Source organism: Ectopseudomonas composti (genome assembly GCF_900115475.1).
GTDB classification, from domain to species: Bacteria; Pseudomonadota; Gammaproteobacteria; order Pseudomonadales; family Pseudomonadaceae; genus Aquipseudomonas; species Aquipseudomonas composti.
This window is the reverse complement of the sequence record NZ_FOWP01000002.1, coordinates 319,091-339,086: the sequence shown is the minus strand read 5'-3', so window position 1 is coordinate 339,086 and position 19,996 is coordinate 319,091. Positions and strand designations below refer to the sequence as shown.

Here is a 19,996-nt window from a genome sequence, read left to right as displayed (position 1 = left end):
CGAATGGCAATCCTGAAAAAGGCCGCATTTGCGGCCTTTTTCATTGGGCGGGATAACAGGTATTTGCGCCCTTCGCGGCTAAAGCCGCTCCTACGCCCGATCAGGCTTGTACAGACTCCGGCTCGGTACGCGGCCAGGCGTTGATCACTGCCTTGAACAGCGTCGCCAGCGGGATGGCGAAGAACACGCCCCAGAAGCCCCACAAGCCGCCGAACAGCAGCACCGCGCAGATAATAGCCACCGGGTGCAGGTTGACGGCCTCGGAGAACAGCAGCGGTACCAGCACGTTGCCATCGAGCGCCTGGATGATGCCGTAGACCACCATCAGGTACAGGAACTGATCGCTCCAGCCCCACTGGAACAGGCCGATCAGTGCCACCGGCACCGTCACCACCACCGCGCCAATATAGGGCACCACGACAGAGAGCCCGACCAGCAGAGCCAGCAAAGCGGCGTAGTTCAGCCCCAGGTAAGCGAAAGCGATATAGGTGACCACACCGCAGATGATGATCTCGATGAACTTGCCACGGATGTAGTTGGCGATCTGCTGGTTCATCTCCTGCGCCACCTGAGTGATCAGCGCGCGTTCGCGCGGCAGGTAGCCGCGAAACCACTGTCCGATCTGCTCGCGGTCCTTGAGGAAGAAAAACACCAGGATCGGTACCAACACCAGATAGATCATCACGCTGACCAGCATTGGCAGGCTGGACAGGGAGAACGACAGCGCCCATTGGCCGAACTTGCCGGCTTCGCCGCGCATACTGTCGATCAGTTGCACGATCTGCGCATCGGTGATCAGGTTCGGGTAGCGCTCTGGCAGCAGCAGGAACACCGACTGCCACTCTGCGGCCATACGCGGCAGTTCATTGAACAGCGTACTCAGCTGCTGCCAGAGCAGTGGCATCAACACCAGCATGAACACCGTCAGGCCACCCATGAACAGGGCGAATACCAGCCAGACCGCCAGTACCTGAGGGACTTTCAGGCGCTCGAGGCCATTGACCAGGCCCTGCATGAGAAAGGCCAGCACCAGGCCGGTCAGCACCGGGGCGAGCATCCCGCCCAAAGTCAGCACCAGAGCAAAGCCCAGCACCAGCAGGACCGCCAGCACCACCGCCTGTTCATCGGAGAAGTAACGATGCAACCAGTCGCGAATAACCTTGACCATCAATGATCCTTAAACTGCAAATAGAGGTGCGCTCGTTATCCTTTTAGCCTGAATAAAGCGGCGTGACTCAGGCCTTACGCAACCAGTAACGATAAATACCCGCGTCGACCTCTTCACGCAGCAGCACATGACCGGCCAGGTTGGCGAAGGCACGAAAGTCGCGCTGTGAACCGGCGTCGGTTGCGCTGACCTTGAGTACAGCACCACTGGCCAGGCGATTGAGCTCGAGCTTGGCTTTGAGCAAAGGCAGCGGGCAGTTCAGCCCGCAGGCGTCAAGTTCGGCGTCGAAGGCCGGTACGTCTGTCATCATCTACTCCTGATAAGTCGGCTAGGATACCCAAGCCGCCACAACCCTGGCCAGCGCGGTAGCTGGCCGGCTACAGTAACGCCTTTGCCGCCCAAGAGCCCTGAGTGCATGACATTTCTGCGCCCCACCCTGCTGACGCTGGCCTGCCTGTTCGCCACCCACACGGGCGCCAGTGATCTGCCGTCGCTTGGCGACGCCAGCTCCTCGATCGTCTCGCCACAACAAGAACACCAGCTCGGCCGTGCCTGGCTGGGCCTGCTGCGTGGCCAGGTTTCGCAGCTGGACGACCCGCAACTGAAGGATTTCGTCGAGTCCAGCGTCTATAACCTGTCGGAGACCAGCCAGCTCCAGGACCGCCGTCTCGAGTTCGTCCTGCTCAACAGCCCACAGCTCAACGCCTTCGCCGCCCCAGGCGGGATCGTCGGGGTCAACGGCGGTCTGTTCCTCTATGCCCAGACCGAAGCCGAGTACGCCTCGGTGATGGCCCACGAACTGGCGCACTTGTCGCAGCGCCACTTCGCCCGTGGCGTCGAGGCCCAGCAGCGCATGCAGTTGCCGCTGATGGCCGCGATGCTCGCCGGCATCGTCGCCGCGGCGGCAGGTGCTGGCGACGCCGGTATCGCCGCCATCATGTCGACCCAGGCGGCGGCCATTCAGGAACAACGGCGTTTCTCCCGGCAGAACGAACAGGAGGCCGACCGTATCGGCCTGGTCAACCTGGAAAAGGCCGGCTATGACCCACGTGCCATGCCACTGATGTTCGAACGCCTGATGCGCCAGTACCGCTACGACGCCAAGCCGCCGGAATTCCTGCTGACCCACCCGGTTTCCGAATCGCGTATCGCCGATACCCGCAACCGCGCCGAGCAATACCCGGCCAAGGGCCGCGAAGACAGCCTGCGTTACCAATTGATGCGTGCCCGCGTGCAACTGACCTACGAAGAGACGCCAGGCGTCGCGGCCAAGCGCTTTCGCGCCATGCTAGACGAGAACCCAGGCCTCGATGCCGCGCGCTATGGCCTGGTACTGGCACAGATGAAAACCGGTCAGCTTGCCGAAGCTGTTGAAACCCTGGCGCCGCTGCTGAGCAAGACCCCGGACGACATCACCTACAACCTGGCGCAGATCGAGCTGGATATGGCAGCCAATCGCCTGGACGCAGCCGAACGCCGGCAGAAGCGCATGCTCACCCTCTACCCGAGCAACTATCCACTGCAGCAGACGCGCGTCGACCTGCTGCTCAAGCAACAGCGCGTCGCCGATGCCGAACGTGCGCTGGACGACCTGCTCAAGACACGCGCCAAGGACCCGGACGTGTGGTACCAGGTCGCCGAGGTACGCGGCCTGAGCGGCAACACCATCGGCCTGCACCAAGCGCGCGCGGAGTTCTTCGCCCTGGTCGGCGACTACAACCAGGCTATCGAGCAGTTGGACTTCGCCAAGCGCCGCGCCAGCAACAACTTCCAGCTGGCCTCACGCATCGATGCACGTCAGCGTGAACTCGCCGAGGAGAAACGCCTGGTCGAGCAGATGCTGCGCTGACGGACTCCCAGTGGTGCGCACGGCGCACCCTACGCATCTGCGCGCACCGATAACGGCCCGGTAGCACGGATGCCATCCGGGGGCATCAGGGAAACGCTGAGAAGCCCCGCGCCGTCACTCCCGTGAAGGCGGGAGTCCAGATGCTGCGGGGCCCACCTGCGCGGGAATGAGGACTTTTTCAGACCATCCTCAGGTGCGAAAAAGAGTATCGCGGCTGAAGCGCAATGCCGCCCAGCCGATCCTGCATACGTTCCCGGCCCTGTAGGAGCGGCTTCAGCCGCGAAGACCCCCTCGAAAAACACCATCGCCGCGATGCGCATGGCGCCCCGGGTGCGCTGCGTGCACAGATCGCTGCGTGGTAGCCCGGATGCAATCCGGGGCAACGGTGAAAAATCCCCGGATTGCATCCGGGCTACAAAGGTCCGTAAATACAACAACACAAAAAGAAAGAGCCCCGCACTTGGCGGGGCTCTTTTGTTTCAGCGGATGATTCAGGCGCTTTGCGCCAGATCCATCAGCTCGCGGTTGGCGACCGCGTACATGGCGTAGTCGGTACCGGTCGCCGAACGCAGCTCGACCAGCATCGCCTTCCAGCGGTTGACCAGACGTTGGTGCTGGTCGAGCCACAGGGCCACACGCGCCTCGATCTCCTTAGGACCATCGGCCATCTGCAGGACCGACACGGTGATCGCACGCTGCTGCCAGTCCAGATCATCACGGAAGGCTTCGCGGGCCAGCGCCTGCCAGTTGTTCTCCACCGGCAGGTTGGTGATCTGCTGCAGGTACCAGGACAGCTCCAGGGAGCCGCCGACGGCGAAGTAGGCCGTCGCCACTTCACTGGCATCCTTACCGGTGACATCCGCTGCCTCGATGATCGGCAGCAGCGTGTACAGGTGGCTGGTACCGGCGACCACGCGTGCCAGCTCTTCCGGCGTGCCGGCTTCGACGAAGCTCTGGTAGCGCGCCAGCCACTGTTCGCGGGCAGGGCCTTCGAGCAGTTCGTCCAGACGGCCGACCAGCGCTTCGATACGCGGTGCGAAGTGCGCCACGTCACGTGCAGCATCCAGCTCGTTACGGCGGCTGCGCAGGAACCAGCGCGTAGCGCGACGGCCCAGGCGCATCAACTCGTCCATCAGTTGCAGTTGCAGCTCGGCCGGCACCTTGTAATCCAGCGCCTCGATCTGTGCCCACCAGTGCGGCAGGCGGAACAGGTCACGCACGATCACGTAGGCACCGGCGACGTTGGCCGCGCTCATGCCGGTGGACTCCTTCAGGCGCTGCACGAAGGTGATGCCCATGTGGTTGACCAGATCGTTGGCGATCTGCGTGCTGACGATCTCGCGCTTGAGGCGGTGACGGCGCATGGCATCGCCGAACTTCTCGGTGAGAATCTCCGGGAAGGCGGTTTCCATCTCGCGCGCCAGGTAGTCGTCATCCGGCACCTGGGACTTGAGCAGCGATTCCTTGAGGTCGATCTTGCTGTAGGAGATCAGCACCGACAGCTCCGGCCGGGTCAGGCCCTGGGCGTTGGTGGCGCGCTCGTTCAGCTCCTCGTCCGAAGGCAGGAACTCCAGGGCGCGGTCCAGTTTGCCGGCGCTTTCCAGCGCATTCATCAGGCGCTTGTACTCGCCGACGCGCTCGCGTGCGCGGCGTTCAGCCAACGACAGCGCCTGGGTCTGCTTGTAGTTGTTGCCCAGCACCAGCTCGGACACATCCTCGGTCATCTCGGCCAGCAGCTTGTTGCGCTGCTTCTCGGTCATGTCGCCGGCGGCGACGATCTCGCCCAGCAGGATCTTGATGTTCACTTCATGGTCGGAGCAGTCCACACCACCGGCGTTGTCGATGAAGTCGGTGTTGCTGGCGCCGCCATGCAGGCCGAACTCGACGCGGCCGAGCTGGGTCATGCCTAGGTTGCCGCCCTCGCCCACCACCTTGGCACGCAGTTCACGACCGTCCACGCGCAGGGCGTCATTGGCCTTGTCGCCGACATCGCCGTGGCTTTCCTTGCTCGATTTCACGTAGGTACCGATGCCGCCGTTCCACAGCAGGTCGACCGGCGCCTTGAGCAGTGCATTAAGCAGTTCGGTCGGCGCCAGTTTGTCGGCGGCGATGTCGAAGCGCGCCTTCATCTGCGGGGTGATGGCGATGCTCTTGGCACTGCGTAGGAAGATGCCACCGCCGTCGGAAATCAGCTTGGTGTCGTAATCCGCCCAGCTCGAACGCGGCAGATCGAACAGGCGCTTGCGCTCGACGAAGCTCTTGGCCGCATCCGGGTTCGGGTCGATGAAGATGTGCATGTGGTTGAAGGCCGCCACTAGCTGCAGGCTTTGCGACAGCAGCAAGCCATTGCCGAATACGTCGCCGGCCATGTCGCCGATACCGATCACGGTGACATTGTCCTTCTGTACGTCGATACCGCGCTCGCGGAAGTGACGCTGCACCGAGACCCAGCCACCCTTGGCAGTGATGCCCATGCCCTTGTGGTCGTAGCCGGCCGAGCCACCGGAGGCGAAGGCATCGCCGAGCCAGAAACCGTACTCGGCAGCGATGCCGTTGGCGATGTCGGAGAAGGTCGCCGTGCCCTTGTCCGCTGCTACCACCAGATAGGGATCGTCAGCGTCGTGACGCACGACATTCTGCGGCGGCACCACCTCGCCTTCCCTGAGGTTGTCGGTGATGTCGAGCAGACCACTGATGAAGATGCGGTAGCAGGCGATGCCCTCGGCCAGCACTTCGTCACGCGAGCCGCCAACCGGCATCCTGCGCGGCACGAAGCCACCCTTGGCGCCCATCGGCACGATTACCGCGTTCTTCACCTGCTGCGCCTTGACCAGGCCGAGCACCTCGGTGCGGAAGTCTTCTTCACGATCCGACCAGCGCAGGCCACCACGGGCGACGTCGCCGAAACGCAGGTGCACACCCTCGACGCGCGGGCTGTAGACGAATATCTCGAATTTCGGCACCGGACGCGGAATATCCGGAATCAGACGCGGGCTGAGTTTGAAGCTGAAATAGGATTTGGCCGTGCCATTGGCATCGGCCTGGAAGAAGTTGGTGCGCAGGGTGGCCTTGATCAGGTCCAGGTAGCGACGCAGGATGCGGTCTTCGTTGAGCACGGCGACGTTGTCCAGCGCGGTCAGAATGGCCTGCTCGAGCTTCTGCTGCTTGTCTTCCAAGTCCTCGGCGGAGAGCTTGCGCGCCAGGTAGAAACGGGTGCGGAACAGGCGCACCAGCTCCTTGGCGATATCGGCGTGGTTGACCAGGGTGGCGGCGATATAGCTCAGCGAGAAGCCCAGGCGGATCTGCTTGAGGTAGCGCGCATAGGCGCGCAGCAGCGCCACGTCGCGCCAGGGCATGGCAGCGGTCAGCACCAGGCGGTTGAAGGCATCGTTCTCCGCGAAGCCACCGACGATGTGGATGAAGGCATCCTGCAGGGTGTCGTTGAGCTGCTGAATATCCACGTCCAGGCCTTCGGCATAGGTGAAGGCGAAATCGTGAATCCAGAACTCGCGGCCATCGGCACGCCGCAGCTTGTAGGGGAACTCACCGAGCACGCGCAGCCCGAGGCTCTCCAGAATCGGCATGACATCGGACAGCGGCAACGGCGCATCGGCGTGATACAGCTTGCAGTGCAGTTGCTGGTCGCCCTGCGCCAGCGGCTGGTAGAAGCTCATCACCAGCGGCTTGTCGTTGCTCAAGCTGAGCAGGTGCTGCATGTCCACCACCGCAGAGTGAGGGGCGAAACGCTCGCGGTAACCGGCCGGGAAGCCGCCGGGGAATTCGGCCAGCACGTTGGTGCCCTGGGCTTCGCCGAAGCTTTCCACCATCAGGCTGGCGTAGTCGTCCTTCCACGAACGGCAGGCCTGGATGACCTCCTTCTCCAAACGCACGGGGTCGATCTGGGTCTTGTTCTTCGGGTCGACACGCAGGATGAACTGCACGCGCGCCAGCACCGATTCGGAGAAGAAGGTCCAGAATTCACAATCGGTGGCTTGCAGGCGCTCCATCAGCACCTGCTGGATCTTTATCCGGGTTTCGGTGGAGTACACGTCGCGCGGCACGTAGGCCAGGCAGTAGCAGAAGCGGCCATAGGGATCGCGGCGCAGGAACACGCGGATCTTGTTGCGCTCCTGAATCTGCACGATGGAAAGCGCCGTGCTGAACAGGTCGTCCACCGGGGTCTGGAACAGATCGTCACGCGGCAGCACTTCCAGTACCTGGGCCAGCTCCTTGCCCAAGTGGGCGCTGCTGTCGAAGCCCGAGCGCTGCTTGATCACGTCCACCTTGCGGCGGATATAGGGGATGTTCCACACGCTCTCGGCATACACCGCCGAAGTGTACAGGCCCATGAAGCGGCATTCCTTGACCACGTTGCCCTTGGCATCGAGCTCGCGGATGGAGACGAAATCCGGGTAGGCCGGACGGTGCACACGGCTCGGTACCGCCGCCTTGGCGAAAGACAGCAACTGCGGCTCGCGCAGGTAGGCCACCGCCTCCGGCTCGATGTGCAGCTCCTCGGCCGAGAGGCCGGTGCGCAGGCGCTTGGACAGGCCCAGCAGGGACTTCTCGTCATAGACCATGGTGCCGCCGTCAGCGCTCGGCGCGACGGTGAACTCCTCGTAACCGAGGAAGGTGAAGTGGTTGTCCAGCAACCAGTTCAGGTAGACCTTGATTTCATCCAGCTCGGCTTTGTCCACCTTGAGCTTGGCGCGATCCAGCCAGGCCAGCAGTTCACGGGCCTTGGCCTTCATCGGCTGGAAGTCGGCGACGCTCATGCGTACGTCACCGAAGACTTCGTGAATGGCCTTCTCCAGGGTTTTCAGCTCGGCGGAGCTGGAGCAGCGGTCGATTTCCAGGAACATCAGCGCTTCCTGCAACACGCCCTCGCCCTGAGTGCCACGCGGCAGGATTTCCAGCAACTGGCCATTCTTGTCGCGACGTACGCTGAACACGCTGTTCTGCAGGGTATGGATGCTGTAGCCGTGCCGGTTCAGCTCCATGCGCACGGAGTCGACCAGGAACGGGATGTCGCCATGCAGGATTTCCACCGCGGTGTGGGTGGACTGCCAGCCGTGCTTCTCGTAATCGGGGTTGAAGGTGCGTACTTGCGGCTTGGCGTGGTCGAACTGCTCCAGCATGCGCCAGGCCGACAGGGTGCAGCCGACCAGGTCGGACAGGCGCCTCTGGGTCAACTCTTCGAGGGCAATGATGCCGAAGAACTGTTCGGCGAAAAGGGCTACTTGTGGCAGCGCCTGCTCACTCACGTGCTGTGCCAGGGCCGCTTGCAGTTGGTGCTGGAAGTCGGCTTTGCTGGCCGCCGTAAAGAACGCCATGGTTTTGCTCCATTGGGCTGGTGGTTCGACAGGAGGTCTGGATCACTGTCGTGAGGTGTTAGTTCAACGTTAGTCCATGAAGCGACAATGACACCTGCAGTCGCATGCGGACCGGCGCGAAGAGAGCGACCGACTGGTCACACATAACCACTGAGCTTAACGAGGGACGCCCCCTAACCGCTTGCGGCGCTGCGACATTTTCTTTCAAGGCTGCACCGACACGGTGCAAAGGGAGAAAAAGCCACGGCCCGCCACCGGAGAATGAACGGGCCGAGGCAGCAGCTCAGGCGCCGCGCATGGCCTCGGGCAGGCCAAGCACGATCTGTGGGAACAGCGTGATCAGGATCGCCGCCAGCACCAGCAAGAGGAAGAACGGAAAGCTAGCGCGCGCCACAGCACCGAGGTTGCGCCCGGTGAGGTTCTGGATGACGAACAGGTTGAACCCCACAGGCGGGGTGATCTGTGCCATTTCCACCACCAGGATGACGAAGATGCCGAACCACAGCAGATCGATCCCGGCGGCCTGTACCGCCGGCAGAATCACCGCGGTGGTGAGCAGGATGATCGAGATACCGTCGAGGAAGCAGCCCAGGGCAATGAAGAACAGCGTCAGCGCCAGCAGCAACAGGTAAGGCGACAACTGCTTGGCGATGATCCAGTCAGCCAGCGCCGACGGCAGGCCGGTGAAACTCATGGCCGAGGTCAGGTACGCCGCACCAAGCAGGATGAAGAAGATCATGCACGAGGTGGACACCGCGCCCATCAGGCTGGCCATAAAGGTTTCGCGGGTCAACGCACCGGAACACAACGCGATCAGCAGCGCACCCACCACGCCAACTGCAGCAGCCTCGGTCGCCGTGGCAATGCCGCCGTAGATCGAACCGATCACTGCGATGATCAAGCCCAGCACCGGGATCAGCAACTTGGCGCGACGCAGCTTCTCCATGAACGGCAGGCGCTCGCCCTCATCCGGCAGCTTGCTGCGATTGCAGGCAGACCAGAGCATCAGGTAACCGCTGAAGATCGCCAGCAGCAAGAGACCCGGCAGGATGCCGGCGATGAACAGGCGCGAGATCGACACCTGCGCCGCCACGCCGTAGACGATCATCATGATCGACGGCGGAATCAGCAGGCCGAGCGTGCCGGCACCGGCCAGCGAGCCCATGGCGATGGATTCCGGGTAACCGCGCGACTTCAGCTCCGGCAGGGAAATGCGGCCGATGGTGGCAGCCGTGGCAGCGGAAGAGCCGCTGACCGCTGCAAACAGGCCGCAGCCGAACACGTTGACGTGCAACAGCCGCCCCGGCAGGCCACGCATCCAGGGCGCCAGGCCGTTGAACATGTCTTCGGACAGACGCGTGCGATAGAGAATCTCGCCCATCCAGATGAACAGCGGCAGCGCCGTCAACGTCCAGCTCGCACTGGAAGCCCAACTGGTGGACGCGAGGATCGAACCGGCCGGCGCACCACCGAACAGCTCCATGCCGATGATGCCGACGCCAAGCAGCGACAGGGCAACCCAGACGCCACCGCCAAGCAGCACGAACAGCGCCAGCAGCAGGGTGATTGTAATGATTGTGTAGTCCACGGGTTCACTCACGAATGCAGTGCGGCGCTGGCCGCAGTTAAAGGTCGAGCCAGCGGGCTCACTCGCTCATCGCCGTGCCGGCTTCGGCAGCTTCGAAGCGTTTGCCCTGGCAGGTCAGCACCAGGCGCTCGGCCATCGCCACCACCAGAATCAGCGTGCCGAGCAACATCGGCAGCTGCGGCAACCACATGGGAATCGGCAACAGACCGGAAGACACTTCCTTGAACTCGTAGGACTCCACAACGAACAACGTGCAATACCAGGCCATGTAGGCAGCGATGCCCAGGCCGACCAGCGTGGCCAGCACATCGACCACGCGCCGACCGCCAGCGGGTAGCAGGCGCAGTAGCAGTTCCACACGAATGTGCGCGCCACGTTGCAGGGCGTAGGGCAAGGCGAGAAAGCCCGATGCAGCCATCGCGTAGGCGGCGAACTCATCGGCGGCGGGCACCATGGTGCCCAGTTGGCGGGCGACAATCTGCGCCACCACCAGCAGGCAAATCAGGACGAGAAACACACCGGACAACCATCCGGACAGGGTGTAGAGCTTGTGCAGTGGGGTCATGAACTACGGGCTCCCTGAGCAAGGCACAAGAAAAGCCCGCCGCAAGGATCGCGGCGGGCGGCAGAATCAATGCTGGTAGCTATCGAGGATCGCCTTGCCATCGGCACCGGCGCGCTTGAGCCACTCTTCGGTCATGGTCTTGCCGATCTGCTCGAAACCACTTTCCACCGCCGCCGGGGCCTGCTCGGATACCTGCATGCCGTTGTCGGCCAGGGTCTTGACCAGCTCACCGGTCTTCTCCTGGGCAATCGCCCAACCACGTTCTTCGGCACGCTTGGCAGCGTCCAGCACCGCCTTCTGAGCGGCTTCCGGCAGGCGGGCGAAGGCGCGGGCGTTGACGATGACGAAGTTCTTCGGAATGAACGCCTTGACGTCATAGTAGTAGGTAGAGAAATCCCAGGCCTGGGAGTCCACGCCGGTGGTCGGCGAGGTGAGCATGCCGTTGATCATGCCAGTACTGAAGGCCTGCGGAATTTCGCCAGTCTGGATCACCGTCGGCACTGCGCCCATCAGCTCGGTCATGCGCGAGGTGGCCGGGTTATAGGCACGAAACTTCATGCCCTTGAAGTCATCCATGCTGGCGATAGGCGTTTTGGTGAAGATGCTTTGCGGCGACCAGGGCATGGCATACAGCAGCTTGATGCCCTGCTTGGCCAGGCGCTCCTCTACCGCCGGGCGGCTCGCTGCCCACAGGGCCTGGGCCTGCTCGTAGTTGCGCACCAGGAACGGCACGCTGTCGATTTCGAAGATCGGATCTTCGTTGCCCAGCACCGACATCAACACATCACCCACCTGCACCTGGCCAGTCTGTACGGCGCGTTTGACCTCAGGGCGCTTGAACAGCATCGAGTTGCCGTGCACACGAATCTGCAGCTCGCCGTTACTGGTTTTTTCCACGTCCTGGGCGAATTCCTTGGCCACGGTGGTGATGAAGTTGCCATCGGGGTTCTCGGCGCTCATGTTCCAGCGTTCGGCGGCCTGGACGCCGACGCTCAGTGCGCAAGCCAAAGCGGTCATGGCGAAACGCGATGCGATGCTTTTCATGGTGCTCTCCTGTTCATTGTTGTTTGTGCGCCGCAGGGCGCGGCTGGAAGACGATTTCGAGTCTCAGCGCATCGCCCTACCCTGTCCAACTAGAAAAACCGGAGGCACATGATCGGAATTCGTTATGGGATGAAAAGGGGCGTTTTCGCAGCAAATGCACCAGCAGCGGGCAGCCGTTGACGGGCCCGCAAGCTGTTGAAAAGTGATCAGGCGCTTTGCTGTTCAGGGGCTGGAGCAACCCGCGCCATGCAGGCTTCGCCCATTTCCTCGGCATAAACATCCAGCGCCTCGCAGGCCAGGGCGATGATGTCTTCACTGAGCTCCAGGCCAACGCCCGTGCGCCAGGTGGCAACCACTGGCAAGGCTGGTGGCTCGGGCACCTCGTCGAGAATCGTCAGCACGCCTTGCTTGAGCTCGTCATGCACAAGCGCTGGCGGCAGCGCACCGATACCGAAGCCGTCGCGTACCAGACGCGTCATCGCAGCGATGGAATTAACGCAGTTGATACGTGGTGCGCTGACATTGCCGGCATGCAGCAGGTTGAGAATGTCCTGATGCGGCCGCGAATTCTTCGAGAAGGTGATGATGCGCTCGCGCGCCAGCTCCTCCATCGAGGCGTAGCTACGGTGGTAAAGCGAGCCAGTCGGGACGATCCAGCGCACGGGAAAGGCGGCCAGTTCCAGGTTACGTACGCTGTCACCGTTGACCATATCGGTCTGGAACACGATATCCAGATAGCCCTTGAGCAATTGCTCGTTGAGGTTGCGCGCGGTGTCGGCAGTCAGCTCGATCTCCACCGCGGGGTAGCGCTCCATCACCCGTGTTACGAACGGACTCAACCAGGTGTGAATGACGGTATCCATCGCGCCGACGCGAATACGCCCCTGAATGTTGCCGGTATCGCTGATCGACTGCTTCAAGGCCTGCATGGTGTCGATCATGCGTTCGGCATATTCGAGCACCTTCTGCCCTTCCGGGGTCAGCGATACGCCCTTGGAATCACGCAGAAAAAGACGCGTACCCAACTCATCTTCGAGCGCGGCGATGCGGCTGGAAATGGACGCCTGGGTGCTGAACAGCTTCTCGGCTGTCAGGCGGAAGCTCTTGAGCCGTGCCACCCAAACGAAGGTCTCGAGAAATCTCAGATTCATGCCGTAACGCCTCTTCGCAATGTTCTTCTCAGGGGCTGATTGGCAGCGCCCACGCTGCCTCAGGCGTAGCAGGTTGTATGCCAGAGGTTTTTCGCGCAGCCGATGAATTTTCCTATCGCTGGCCCCCTGTTTTTTCTCGTTGGACGCAGCCGAACGCCGCTTTGAAGAATGGCACCGCGCTCTGCGCAGACCACAACAACATCATTCAAAACGCGCTCTGCCAAGCAGCCGCTCTTGCCGCTGCGCGCTCCCAACAGGAGACACTGCAACCATGAAACCCCATTACCCATTGGCCTCCGCGCTGCTGCTCAGCGGCGGCCTGCCAACCCTCGCGCATGCCGATTTCATCGCTGACAGCAAAGCCAGCGTCGAGATGCGCAACTTCTACTTCAACCGTGATTTCCGCCAGAGCGGCGCCCGTGACAAGGCGGAAGAATGGGCGCAGGGCTTTCTGCTGCGCATGGAGTCGGGTTACACCGACGGCACTGTCGGTTTCGGTATCGATGCATTGGGGATGCTCGGTCTGAAACTCGACTCTGGTGACCGCACCGCCGGTAGCGGTCTACTGCCGGCCGATGGCTCCGGCGGCTCGCAGGATGAGTACTCCAAGCTCGGCCTGACCGCCAAAGTGAAGGTCTCCAACAGCACCCTGAAAGCCGGCGCCCTGCACTTTCGCAGCCCGATCGTCTCGGCCAACGATTCACGCCTGCTGCCGCAGACCTTCCAGGGTGCACTGCTGAATGTTCAGGAAATCGACAACCTGACCCTGCAGGGCGGCAAGATCAACCGCATCAAGGCCAACAGCTCGACCGACTACACCGAGATGACCGGCAACCGCATCGGCGGCAGCAGCGACTCGTTCGTATTCGGTGGCGGCGAGTACAAAATCACCCCGCAACTGACCGCCGGCCTGCACTACGGCACCCTCGAGGATATTTACCAGCAGTACTACGGCACCCTGCTGCATGTGCTGCCGCTGGGCGACGGACAGTCGTTCAAGACCGACCTGCGCTACTCGCAAAGCCGCGAGGACGGCAACTTTCGCGACCTCGACAACAAGGCCTTCGGCGCCATGTTCACCTACAGCTTGGGCGGCCACGCCTTCGGCGCCGGCTACCAGCGCATGAGCGGTGATGATCCATTCCCGTACATTGCCAGCAGTGATCCGTTCCTGGTCAACTTCGTGCAGATCAACGACTTCGCCAACACCGAGGAGCGCTCCTGGCAGGTTCGTTACGACTACAACTTCGCCAGCATCGGCATCCCCGGCCTGACCTTCATGACCCGTTATATCTCCGGCGACAACGTCGAAGTGGCGGGCCGCAGCCGCGAAGGCAAGGAATGGGAACGCAATACCGATATCGCCTACGTGGTGCAGAACGGGCCGCTGAAGAACCTGGGACTGAAATGGCGTAACGCCACCGTTCGCTCCAACTTCGCCAACGATCTCGACGAGAACCGCCTGATTCTCAGCTACACCCTGGCGCTCTGGTAAGCACTTCAATCCGATGACGGGGCCCTTACGGCCCCGTTTGCATTTCTCGGGAAGCAAGAAGGCCATAGACTTTTACTCAAGTTGTATGACAACTTGCCGACTCCTGAGCATCATCCTGAAGAAGATGGCGAGGCGTTATCGTGAGCTTTTTACTGTCCTGGCAACAAAAATTCCGCGCCCTTATCGCGCTCACCCTGATCAGCCTGACACTCATGGCCGCCGCCTCGTTATGGGCCAACCATCGTGTCAGCAGTGCATTGCAGGCAAGGGAACAGGCGGCAGCCTATGCCAGCGCCAGTACCCAGTTGATGAACCACTGGTGGCAGCAGAACGCGCTGCGCCAGCAGATCACTCCCGACCTGCAGGCCGAGTTCGACAGCGGTCTCAATGAGCTGCAAGAACTCATCGGACAACTGTTGATGCAAGCGCAGGCACTGGAAGACGACGCCACCTTGCAATACGCCCAGCAGATTCAGACCGTGCTGCTGGAAGAGCTGACCCAGCAACGCCAATGGCTCAGCCTCAATCAGACCCTGGGCCTGACCCCCTTCGATGGCCAGCGCAAAACGCTGACCGAGAGAGGCAAGGCCGTGGAGGCGATCAGCTTCGATCTGATCAAACCGTTCATCAGCGGCGCCCTGAGTAGCCAACGTGACTACCTTTCCACCTTCGATCCAGCCTTCGCCCAGATTGCCCTGACGGCCATCGGCAAACTGCAGGAGCAGATCACGGAGCTCGAATGGCAGGACACGCCGATCGGCAAGAACGTGCAGGGTTATGCCCAGGCGTTCGCCGATATCCATGGCAATATCGAGCGTATCAACGCGACCAATCAGCGTCTGCGCCAATTGGGCGAACAGTTGCAGACGCGCATCGAAGAGCAAGCGCAAGCCCTGCAAAGCGGCCTGCTGCTGCGCCGCACCCAGGAAGCCGAACAGGCGCGCCTGTCGGCACTGTGGATGATGGGGCTGAGCTTCCTCGCCGTTGCCGCTCTGCTCTGCTTCACCCTGCTGCAAGCGTCACGCACCCTGGTCACCCGCCTGCGCAACGTCATTCAGTTACTCACTCAGGTCGCCTCCGGCGATCTCACCGGCAAGCTGCCGGTGGGCAGCAACCCGCGTGACGAATTCAACCAGTTGGCCGATGCCGCCAACCGCATGATCCAGGGCATTGGCGGCATCGTTGCCGAGGTGGTGCGCGCCAACGGTGAGCTGAGCCGTCTGCACCATCATCTCGGTGATGCCATGCGCCAACTGGGCGATAACAGCACTCAGGTGGAAATGCAGACTGAGCAAGCCGCTTCGGCCTCGCACCAGATCAGCGCCACGCTCAACGACATGGCGCAACGCACCGCAGAAGTCGGCACCGCCACCACCAGCGCCTACGATGCCGCGCGCAATGGCGGCGAGGTGATCGCCGCCAGCGTCGACAGCATGAGTCGTCTGGCCCAACTGATTCAGGACACCCACAGCCAGGTCGATGCCCTCGGCCAGAGCAGCGCGCGGGTCAACGGCATCGTCGACGTGATCAACAGTCTCGCCGATCAGACCAATTTGCTCGCCCTCAACGCGGCAATCGAGGCTGCCCGTGCCGGCGACGCCGGCCGCGGTTTTTCAGTGGTGGCCGATGAGGTGCGCTCACTGGCGCAGAAGACGGTCTCTGCAACCACAGACATCAGTGCCATCGTCGGCGAATTCCAGCAGCAGACCCGGCACATGCACCAGCTGATGAGCAACGGCCTGAACCTGGCCGCCGATAGCGAGCGACATGCCGCCCAGGTGGCGGATGCGATCACCTCCATCACCTCGGCGATGGAGCGGCTGACCGGCGAAATGAATCAGGTCGTAGTGGCCATCGAGGAAGTGTCCACCACCACCGAGGACATCGCCGACAAGATGGAAACCATCAACGTGCACACCGGGCAGAGCAAGGACCTGCGCCATACGCTGGGCGGCCATACCGAGGGATTGTCGTCCCAGGTCGATGCACTGGGGCGCAGCGCCAGTCAGTTCCGTCTAGCCTGAGTACAGTGAGCGCCCGGTCGCAATGCCGACCGGGCCTTCATCCAGACAGGCTAACGTCGCTGCCCGTCGAGGTACGCCTCGATGATTCGTGCGCGTTCTTCACCGGCACGCCCCAGCCATTCCTCGGAAATCTGCTGACCAACTTGGGTCAGCTCCCGGCGTAGTTGCGGGTCGATCTCCTGCACCACGGTCATGCCCCGCCTGGCGAGCATTCGCGTCTGATAACCGGTCAATGCCCAGGACAATTCCCATCCTGCCCGCTCGGCACGTTCCCCAGCATGCAGCAAGGCGCTGCGCTGCACCTCGGGAAGACGCTGGAAGGCACGTTCGTTGACGATGACGATGTTCTTCGGGATGAAGGCGCGTACGTCATAGAAATGCGAGACGAAATTCCAGGCTCTCAGGTCCATGCCTGTCGCGCTGGAGGTAAGCATGATGTCCACCTTGCCCTCGCGAAAAGCCTGCGGTACGTCCTCGGTATTGATGGTCGTCGGCTGCGCGTGGAGCAAATGGGCCAAACGCGAAATGGTCGGGTTGTAACTGCGAAAACGCAGATCGCGAACATCCTCCGTGGTCTGCAACGGGCGATTGCTGAACAGGCTCTGCGCCGGCCAGGGCACCGCGTAAACCAGGCGCACGCCATCGACCAACAGACGCCGCTCCACGGCTGAACGGCTCACCGCCCATAACCTGCGGGCCTGCTCGTAGTCAGTCGCGAGAAACGGCAGGCTGTCCAGCTCGTAAATGGGATCTTCGTTACCCAGCGCGGACATGAACACATCCCCGATCTGAATATCGCCGCGTGTTACCGCCGGCTTGACCTCGGGACGGCGATACAGGGTGGAGTTCGGGTGAACGCGGATATCCAGCTGGCCATTGGTGGCCTGACGAACATTCCTGGCGAAGTCCACCGCCACTCGGCTGATGAAGTTGCCGGCGGGCTGTTCCACGGACATGGACCAACGTTCAGCGCCGTACAGGGGTAAAGCCAGAGGTAGAGCGACGAGCAATGCGCAGAGCGCGGGCATGCCAGGTGCGGTCTTCATTGGGATTCCCCCGTAGACTGATGGCCAGTTACTGAGTCGACTCGAAAGAAACGCAAAAACCCCCGGGTACGGGAGACGCCGGGGGTTGCGCCAGGACGGCGCCAAAGAGCGTCTCACCCAAACTACTGTCGAGGGCCGCGATAAGGCTGTCCAACGGGAAAAACCGGCGCCTGGCGATCGGAAAGTCCGATGCCCGACACCATCAGCTTTTCCTATCTCCGGCGGATGTTTTTATTAGTTGGACGCCCCCAGGCGGCATCGGAAAAATGAAGCCACTCCCAGAACAGCTCAAAGCTGTCGGACCCTATCCATGCACCTCATGATTAGGATGCTCACTTGAACAGCCTGCTTTTGAACTGCGACATCGGTGAAAGCTTCGGCGCCTGGACCATGGGCCTGGACGCCGAGGTCATGCCCTATATCGACTGCGCCAACATCGCCTGCGGCTTCCACGCCTCGGACCCCAGCGTGATGCGCAAGACCGTAGCCCTCGCGGTGGTCCATGACGTGCGCATCGGTGCGCACACTGCCTATCAGGACCTGGTCGGTTTCGGCCGCCGCTCGATGGACTGCACACCGCAGGAGGTCGAAGACCTGATGCTCTACCAGATCGGTGCGCTGGAAGGCATCTGCCGTAGCCAGGGCACCTGTGTCAGCTACGTCAAACCGCACGGCGCGCTGTATCAGGACATGATGCGCAAGCCTGCCACCCTGCGCGCGGTGATGAGTGCTGTGGCCAAGTACGACGGTCAGCTGCCGCTGATGCTGATGTGCACCCGCGACAACAGCGCAGCGCAGGCACTGGGCGACGAACTCGGTATTACCCTATGGTTCGAAGCCTTCGCCGACCGTGCCTACGACACCGAAGGTTTTCTAGTCAGTCGCAGTCTGCCGGGTGCCGTGCACCATGACAGCGAAATCATCGTCAACCAAGCCGTGACCCTGGCGCGTGGCGAAACCCTGGTTGCCAGCGACGGCAGCGCGCTGCAACTGAACGCGCAGACGCTGTGCGTGCATGGCGACAACGCCAGTTCGGTCGCCGCCGTGCAACGCATCCGCCAAGCCTTCGACAGGCTGGTTCAGGCATGAAAACGCCTAACCTACGGCTGGAAGTCGCGGGCATCGACAGCCTGATCCTGCGCCTGTTCGACGTTATCGATGAGGCCAACATGCCGTGGATGCTGGCAGCGCGCACACGTCTTCAGGACGTGTTCGGCGGCGCACTGATCGACCTGGTGCCCTCCTACACCACCCTGTTGTTGCACTACGACCTGTGCCAACTCGACAGCAACCAGGCACGGGAGAAGGTCGCAGAAGCGTTCGATGGCTTGCAGCCGGCCGATCTGCAGGGCGGCCGCGAACACCAGTTGCCCACCTGGTACGACCGCAGCGTCGGCCCGGAGCTGCAACTGCTGGCGCACCGTAGCGGTCTCAGCGAGGCCGAAGTGATCGCCCGCCATAGCGGCCATGCCTATCAGGTATTCGCCCTGGGTTTTGCCCCCGGCTTCGCCTTCATGGGCCTGGTCGAGGAAATCCTCGCCGCACCACGCCTGAGCACGCCGCGCAAACGCATTGCCGCCGGCAGCGTCGGCATCGCCGAACGGCAGACAGCCGCCTACCCGGTGGTTTCGCCCGGTGGCTGGAACCTGATCGGGCGCACGCCAAGCCGTCTGTTCGGCAGCGACATCGAAGGCTATAGCCTGCTGCAACCCGGTGATCGCGTGCGCTTCGTGCCCATCGACCACGCTGAGTTCATCCGCCTGGGCGGCGACGACAGTCCGCTGGAGGCCAGCCAATGAGCGCTATCGACGCCGGTCTGCGCGTATTGCGCAGCAGTCCTTTCATTCAACTGCAGGATGGTGGTCGCTTTGGTGTACGTCATCTTGGCGTGACCCAGTGCGGCGCCCTGGACTGGATCGCCCATCGCTGGGCCAATTGGCTACTGGGCAACCCGCTCACAGCTGCCGTGGTGGAGATCACCCTGGGCAACGCTGAGTTCGAATGCTACCGCGACGCCACCCTGGCACTGACCGGTGCCGATCTCGGTGCACGGCTGGATGACCAGCCGCTGGCCCCCTGGCGCAGCTTCGCCGTGCGCAAAGGCCAGCGCCTGACCTGTGCCCAACCGCGCCAGGGCGCACGTGCCTACCTCGCTGCGCCTGGTGGTTTCCAGGCACCCTCCGTACTCGGCAGTTGCGCCAGCATGCTGCGCGAAGGGCTTGGTGGCCTGCAGGGCGATGGCAGCGCCATCGCCATCGGCGACTCGCTGACCTGGGCCGGCAACGCCAATGCCATGCGGCAGATACCTGCTGAGTTCATTCCTCAATACCAGGCTGCACCTCACCTGCAACTGGTGCTGGGGTCGCAAATTGGCGACTTCCGCGGCCAGAGCCTGTTCGACGCCTTCAACAGCGAATGGCTGATCGACCAGCGTGCCGACCGCATGGGCATTCGTCTCAATGGCCCGCAGCTGCAATGCCAGCGTGGCTCGATGATCTCCGAGGGCATCCCGCTGGGCGCCGTACAGGTGCCGCCGGACGGCCAGCCAATCATTCTGCTCAACGACCGTCAGACCATTGGTGGTTATCCGCGCCTCGGCGCGCTGACGCCAGAGGCAGTGGCTCTGCTAGCGCAATGCCTGCCAGGGCAGACCGTACACTTGACGCCCACCACACAGGACAGCGCCCTGCTCGCCCAGCGCCGCCTCCTGGCCCAGTGGCAATAGCGCCGCGT

14 protein-coding genes are annotated in these 19,996 nt (G+C 62.3%); 6 read left to right on the top strand and 8 right to left on the bottom strand.

Going from position 1 to position 19,996, the window contains the following annotated elements; translation table 11 throughout:
• Positions 1–100: 100 nt before the first annotated feature.
• On the bottom strand, positions 101–1,168 hold the full coding sequence (locus tag BM059_RS05205) for an AI-2E family transporter (protein WP_037000525.1): 1,068 nt from the start codon (positions 1,166–1,168) through the stop codon (positions 101–103).
• Between the two features lie 67 nt (positions 1,169–1,235).
• Entirely contained in the window at positions 1,236–1,475 is a 240-nt protein-coding gene (locus BM059_RS05200) for a sulfurtransferase TusA family protein (protein ID WP_037000526.1), read from the bottom strand.
• Positions 1,476–1,583: 108 nt separating this feature from the next.
• Between BM059_RS05200 and BM059_RS05195 the strand changes: the two genes are divergently transcribed.
• Positions 1,584–3,017 (top strand): M48 family metalloprotease, encoded by a 1,434-nt coding sequence (locus BM059_RS05195; protein ID WP_074937176.1) that lies wholly within the window; start codon positions 1,584–1,586, stop codon positions 3,015–3,017.
• Positions 3,018–3,508: 491 nt separating this feature from the next.
• Here BM059_RS05195 and BM059_RS05190 read toward each other — a convergent pair whose 3' ends face one another.
• The 5 genes from BM059_RS05190 to BM059_RS05170 form a co-directional block, all read right to left on the bottom strand.
• The gene (locus BM059_RS05190; RefSeq protein WP_074937173.1) at positions 3,509–8,350 is read right to left on the bottom strand and encodes an NAD-glutamate dehydrogenase; all 4,842 of its coding nucleotides are present in this window, start codon (positions 8,348–8,350) and stop codon (positions 3,509–3,511) included.
• A 283-nt stretch (positions 8,351–8,633) separates the two neighbouring features.
• A complete protein-coding gene (locus BM059_RS05185) occupies positions 8,634–9,938 on the bottom strand; it encodes a TRAP transporter large permease (protein WP_037000531.1) in 1,305 nt (434 codons plus the stop codon).
• A 58-nt stretch (positions 9,939–9,996) separates the two neighbouring features.
• Positions 9,997–10,503 (bottom strand): TRAP transporter small permease, encoded by a 507-nt coding sequence (locus tag BM059_RS05180; protein WP_037000532.1) that lies wholly within the window; start codon positions 10,501–10,503, stop codon positions 9,997–9,999.
• 66 nt (positions 10,504–10,569) lie between these two features.
• On the bottom strand, positions 10,570–11,547 hold the full coding sequence (locus BM059_RS05175) for a TRAP transporter substrate-binding protein (RefSeq protein WP_074937171.1): 978 nt from the start codon (positions 11,545–11,547) through the stop codon (positions 10,570–10,572).
• A gap of 206 nt (positions 11,548–11,753) precedes the next feature.
• Positions 11,754–12,698: a LysR family transcriptional regulator gene (locus tag BM059_RS05170; protein ID WP_074937168.1), complete on the bottom strand. Its 945-nt coding sequence runs from the start codon at positions 12,696–12,698 to the stop codon at positions 11,754–11,756.
• Positions 12,699–12,969: 271 nt separating this feature from the next.
• On the opposite strand from BM059_RS05170, the gene BM059_RS05165 reads away from it, so the two are divergent.
• A complete protein-coding gene (locus BM059_RS05165) occupies positions 12,970–14,193 on the top strand; it encodes an OprD family porin (protein ID WP_074937166.1) in 1,224 nt (407 codons plus the stop codon).
• Positions 14,194–14,333: 140 nt separating this feature from the next.
• The gene (locus BM059_RS05160; RefSeq protein WP_074937163.1) at positions 14,334–16,217 is read left to right on the top strand and encodes a methyl-accepting chemotaxis protein; all 1,884 of its coding nucleotides are present in this window, start codon (positions 14,334–14,336) and stop codon (positions 16,215–16,217) included.
• A 50-nt stretch (positions 16,218–16,267) separates the two neighbouring features.
• Here the strand turns inward: BM059_RS05160 and BM059_RS05155 are convergent, their stop codons facing one another.
• Positions 16,268–17,173 (bottom strand): TRAP transporter substrate-binding protein, encoded by a 906-nt coding sequence (locus BM059_RS05155; RefSeq protein WP_083413232.1) that lies wholly within the window; start codon positions 17,171–17,173, stop codon positions 16,268–16,270.
• Between the two features lie 426 nt (positions 17,174–17,599).
• Between BM059_RS05155 and BM059_RS05150 the strand changes: the two genes are divergently transcribed.
• The 3 genes from BM059_RS05150 to BM059_RS05140 are packed head-to-tail and all read left to right on the top strand — an operon-like array spanning position 17,600 to position 19,988.
• On the top strand, positions 17,600–18,352 hold the full coding sequence (locus tag BM059_RS05150) for a 5-oxoprolinase subunit PxpA (RefSeq protein ID WP_074937157.1): 753 nt from the start codon (positions 17,600–17,602) through the stop codon (positions 18,350–18,352).
• On the top strand, positions 18,349–19,062 hold the full coding sequence (locus BM059_RS05145) for a 5-oxoprolinase subunit B family protein (protein WP_074937154.1): 714 nt from the start codon (positions 18,349–18,351) through the stop codon (positions 19,060–19,062). Before BM059_RS05150 ends, BM059_RS05145 begins: the two co-directional genes overlap by 4 nt.
• Positions 19,059–19,988, top strand: a complete 930-nt coding sequence (locus BM059_RS05140) for a 5-oxoprolinase subunit C family protein (protein WP_074937151.1) — start codon at positions 19,059–19,061, stop codon at positions 19,986–19,988. The genes BM059_RS05145 and BM059_RS05140 overlap by 4 nt, the downstream gene beginning before the upstream one ends.
• Positions 19,989–19,996 lie beyond the last annotated feature (8 nt).